Origin of the sequence: Pseudoalteromonas sp. P1-9 (assembly GCF_001399975.1) — a bacterium.
Lineage (GTDB): Bacteria > Pseudomonadota > Gammaproteobacteria > Enterobacterales > Alteromonadaceae > Pseudoalteromonas.
In genome coordinates, this window is record NZ_LKBD01000074.1 from 1 (window position 1) to 5,023 (window position 5,023).

Consider the following 5,023-nt stretch of genomic DNA (forward strand, 5'->3'; position numbering starts at 1 on the left):
GCTGCCTAAATGCAATTAAGCAGCTTCAAAATGCGGGACCGGAATATGATTATTAAAACGTATAACTATTTTGTGGGGATCGTACAGGGTCAGAGTCGTTGATTTTGACTTAATTTATGTTTTCATAGTACAGAAAAAGCGAATGAGTTAACCACAATCAATGGAAGGATAACTTTGCAATGATTTTTGAACCTAAAACTGGTACTTTCTATACATGACTTTAGTAAAAAGCACAGCACATTGTTTAAAAAGGATTTTTATGAAAAATATATTGCCTATATTAGCGCTTACAGTAATCAGTAATACAGTCTTAGCTTCCTCAGAATGCGACGTTAAGATTCGCGCGAGTATTCCAAAAAACTTAAATCTTAGCCCGAAATAACAAAGACACCCACTCTAATTTGATTTAGTTTGAGTGTTTTTCTATGTTTAGGGTAAGTACCACTTCTTAAGGTGTAGTGGCATAGTTATTTTGGCCACCTAATTAGGTTCAGATCTATCCCATAGGCAACTTACAAGTATCATTAAGAATGCTATAAACAGCTAATAACAAAGATATTGAAGCAATATAAAAAGAGCGGGTGATCCGCTCTTTTTAAAGATTAGAACTTGTAAGTCACGCCGATTGAAAATGAATCGTGATCAATTTTAGCGCTGCTTTCATCAACGTTGATTTCGAAATCAGGGTGTAAGCTGTAATCTGCATAAACTGCCCAGTTTTCATTAAAGTTATACTGTGCACCTAAACCAAAACCCACGCCAGAATCTGAAAATGCAAACGATCCTCGAGACGGTATGCCCGTTGTTGCACCATTTTCGTCTAACCGGAATTCTACAAATTCGCCTTTAATTTCTGTGTCCAGATACGAAGCATAAGCAAATATGCTAAATGCATCGCTGATAGGGTAAGTGCCTTTGGCTTTTAGTGACCATTGGCTGTCGATGTCCACATATTCTTGTGTGAAATAGTAGGCATCTTTCGCTTCAAACAAATCATCGTTCGAAGAAACAACAACGTTAGCTTCAACAGAGAAGTACTGGTTTACTTGATAACCAGCAACTAGGTCAACAGTGTTAACGCTGAAGGAACCGGCATCAGCCTCATTTGGGGAAAGTTTTTGGTTGTTATAAGCTGCGCCTAAATAAATGTCATTCGCTAGCGCTGATGAGCTTAATCCTGCTAATGCTAGCGATGAAACAAGTAATACTACCTTTTTCATAATGATCCTTACTAATTAATAGGTTGAGTAATTTTCGGCATTATATTGCTCAATCATTGCGTTGTATCCTGAATGTTGTAAATAATTGTAATAGAAAATGTTTTTTATAATTTAGAATGAAGAACATCCCATTAAATGCAGGTTTAGTGCGTGTTGATTTTGCAATAGTTACGTGGCTGTTGTAGTTTGTTGCTTTTGACGTGATATGTGATCTGCATAAGGAATGCAATGAGTAGTACCATTAATATTTTATACGTTGAAGATGATGTCGCCAGTGCACAAATTTTAACCCTTTATCTTGAAAAGCAAGGTTACCGAGTTAGTCACTTTGATAATGCAGTCGATGCTCAGCGGGCGCTCGATAATTTGGCGTTTCAGTTAGCTATTTTCGACGTTATGATGCCAGGAGGAGATGGTTTCTCTTTATTAAAAAATGCGACCAAAAAAGACATTCCCAGCATTATGGTGACGGCAAAGGTAACGGAAAGCGACCGCATTCATGGCTTTGACTTAGGCGCTGATGATTATGTGTGTAAACCCTACAGCCCAAGAGAAGTGGTATCGCGTGTTCAAGCGTTACTTAAACGCAGTTACAAGCATACAGGTGCGCACCAAGTATGGCTGTTCGGCCAGTTAGAGATTGATGTCGATGCCAAATTGGTAAAACTAGCTGGCGATCATTTAAAACTCACCGCTGTTGAGTTTGCCATTTTAGTTAGTTTAGTCACTCATGCAAAGCGTATTATCTCGCGTGAACAATTGATTAATCTCGTGTGGCAAGGACGCAGCGATATCACCGATAGAGCAGTCGATACCCATTTAGCTAACTTACGTAAAAAGTTGGGTGATAGTAAAAAAGATCCAACCTATATTGCCACACACTATGGTCAAGGTTATCAGTTTGTTGCGGCTAAAACACAATGAAATTACGTACCAAATTTACGCTATTAGTTGCTAGTTGCACTTTTGTATTGTTGGGAATTTATTACTTGTTAAGTGTATACACAGCAAGTAATGCATTTGTCGAGTTTAACCAAAAAAGTGTTGTGCAAATGACCACTGAGTTACTAGATGATGATGACGTGGAAGCGCAGATTACTTCGTTACCACACAATTTGCCTGTTCAGCAACAATATACAGCACTATCTCATGTCTTTACTGAGCAGTTATTTATTTTGGTGCAAAACGAGCGCGTTATTTTGCCATCAGAAAGTGCGACTGATTTGCGGATTACCTATATTGCTGTGGAGCACGGTCATCAGTTTAAAATAGCGCCGCTCAATCAATCTCCATTATTAATTCAATTCAGCCAAGAACAGTTGCTACTGAATGACCAAATGGGTGAATATGCATTATTTTGGTTACCCAAAAACACGTTGGAGCGAAAGCATCAAGAGTCTTTGTTGATGTCGCGCTTGGCCGATGAATTTATGCTGAGTTTGCTTGGCTTATCTCTGCTTGCTGCGCTGCTGTCTTGGTTGGGCGCATGGTACTTTTTAAAGCCGCTAAAACACCTTAAACACAGCTTTAAAGATATTGAAAATGGCAATTTAGACACCCGTATTGAAGTAACTAAGCACGATGAGGTAGGTGAAATCTTAGCCAGTTTCAACCGCCTTGCAGCGTGGTTGCAAGGGTTGCATCAGCAATATCGGCAAATGAATTCAGATCTTTCTCATGAACTACGTACACCGCTCAACGCCATTCGTTCACGTGTTGAAGCAATGGAAGACGGAATATTACCGATGGAGCTTGAGCAGCTAAGCGTACTTGGTAAAGAGGTTGAATCACTGAGTCAGTTAATTGATGACTTAAGCCTGTTATCGCTGACCGAATCAAATCAGCTAACCTTACAATTTGAAGAGGTTAATATTACACAGCTTATTACTGATTTAATGGCTAAATATCAGCTTCAGGCAAGTTCGCATGGCATTGTGTTTACATCGGATTTAGCACCAAACACTAAGTTAGTCACCGATGCTAAAAGACTGAGGCAAATATTGGTGAACTTACTTGATAATGCATTTAAATACGGGTCAGCTGGTCGGTTTATTAAAGTAAGCCTACACGCTTGTGACACGTATGTTGATGTTGCCGTAGAGGACCATGGTGAGGGGATGTCGCAAACTCAATTAGACAATATCTTTGAGCGCTTTTACCGAGTACAAACATCTCGTCACGATACCAATAGCTTAGGGCTCGGGTTGCCTATTTGTAAACAACTTGCGGAGCTCTTAAGTGCAGCATTGACTGTAGTAAGTGAACCAAATAAAGGCGCAAAGTTTTCATTAAGGCTTTTTAAAAAATCTTGATAATTGCTTAACAATTGCTTTTTAAAGTACACCTAACAAAACAAAGAACAACAAAGAAGGCGATTTATGAAAGCAATTTTAAGTGCAGTAATTGTGGGAATTATGAGTTTCTCAAGTAATGCAAATCAGGAGAACACGAAACCAGTTACAATGCCAATGCAGTTCACACAATATGGCCATGTTATGGTGGATGCTCAGTTAAATAACGCCGACACAGTACCTATGGTTTTAGATACCGCAGCTACTTCAGGAGTTATTTCAAATAGTTTATTAAATGAGTTGGCATTGCCAGAAAGCGCACTCGAAAAAGAAGAAGTGACCAGTGCAACAAGTAAAATGATACTCACGCAAGCAAACGTCAATACAACCCGTGTTGGTCATACTTCGGTGATGGATTTACCTTACATAACACAAGATTTAACCGTGCTCAAAACCGCACAAGGTAAAGTGCCGGGTATTTTAGGGTATGGATTTTTAGAAAAACACTGCACCGTTTTAGATTTTGTTAAAAGTGAAGTGACTTTTTATGCTCAAACCTGTTCAGAGCAAGTTACGCATGATTTAAAATCGCAAGCGTTTTGGCTTGATGAAGAATTTATTAAGTTTAACGTTGAGTTTAATGGCCAGAATGTTGATGCGGTGTTAGATACAGGCGCACCTATAAACATCATTAACTCTCTCTTGTTGGCAAAGCTTGACGTTGAAAAAAAAGACAAAGAAGATCTTAAGGGCCTTCATGGTAAAGCAATACAAAAACAAAAGTTAGGTGAGGTAAGGTTTAATATTGGCGAACATATCGTAACTAGCTCTAATACAACGGTTTCTGATATGCCAGTATTTAAAAAACTCGGCTATGAAAATAAGCCAGTAATACTAATGGGCCTTGCAGATTTCAAAGGCGGAAAATTGGTTATCGACTATCAAGCCAAGCATATTTATTTTTAAATCAATACACTAAGAAAATAACAACGATTTACCCATCAGGAACAACAAAAACACCCACTCTAATTTGGCTTAGTTTGGGTGTTTTTATATGTTTAGGTATGGCTTATGGGGTTAAAGAGCTAAAAATCACAGTAACCCACTTTATTCTAATTGAGTTAGTGTCATTTTAAGCAAATGGGAAAGATCAGACTCTCCCCATTGAGCAGGCCTTGTTTAAGGTGGTGACTAAAGCTTTTGTTTGAAAGCTGAATACTCATTTACGGCTGTGGGTATAGACATGTAGGGGTTAGTACCATGATCAGCACCTTCTGTAAATTGATGGGCCCAAACCAAGTTATTAGGTGCATTTTCATCGAGCGCAGCTAACAGTCCTTTAAACGAGCCTGTAATAATAGACGGTTCTTTTGCCCCTAAACTTAAATAAAAAAACTTCGGTGCACCCTCAAGTTTAAAGGTCAAAATAACAAAGACACCCACTCTAATTTGATTTAGTTTGGGTGTTTTTCTATGTTTAGGGTAAGTAACATTTCTTAAGGATGAGAAGTC

At 38.5% G+C, this 5,023-nt stretch carries 4 protein-coding genes and 1 pseudogene; 3 read left to right on the forward strand and 2 right to left on the reverse strand.

Features of this window, described 5'->3' with window-relative positions; genetic code table 11:
- Window positions 1-602: 602 nt before the first annotated feature.
- Entirely contained in the window at window positions 603-1,220 is a 618-nt protein-coding gene (locus AN214_RS21300) for a porin family protein (RefSeq protein ID WP_054981554.1), read from the reverse strand.
- Window positions 1,221-1,448: 228 nt separating this feature from the next.
- Here AN214_RS21300 and AN214_RS21305 point away from each other — a divergent pair, with 228 nt between their 5' ends.
- The 3 genes from AN214_RS21305 to AN214_RS21315 all read left to right on the forward strand — a co-directional run bounded on the left by AN214_RS21305 (window position 1,449) and on the right by AN214_RS21315 (window position 4,477).
- Window positions 1,449-2,144, forward strand: a complete 696-nt coding sequence (locus AN214_RS21305) for a response regulator transcription factor (protein WP_054981555.1) — start codon at window positions 1,449-1,451, stop codon at window positions 2,142-2,144.
- Window positions 2,141-3,532: a HAMP domain-containing sensor histidine kinase gene (locus AN214_RS21310; protein WP_054981556.1), complete on the forward strand. Its 1,392-nt coding sequence runs from the start codon at window positions 2,141-2,143 to the stop codon at window positions 3,530-3,532. Before AN214_RS21305 ends, AN214_RS21310 begins: the two co-directional genes overlap by 4 nt.
- 66 nt (window positions 3,533-3,598) lie before the next feature.
- Window positions 3,599-4,477: an aspartyl protease family protein gene (locus AN214_RS21315; protein ID WP_054981557.1), complete on the forward strand. Its 879-nt coding sequence runs from the start codon at window positions 3,599-3,601 to the stop codon at window positions 4,475-4,477.
- Window positions 4,478-4,702: 225 nt separating this feature from the next.
- Here the strand turns inward: AN214_RS21315 and AN214_RS21320 are convergent.
- Window positions 4,703-5,023: pseudogene (locus AN214_RS21320) on the reverse strand (hypothetical protein); the annotation flags it as partial.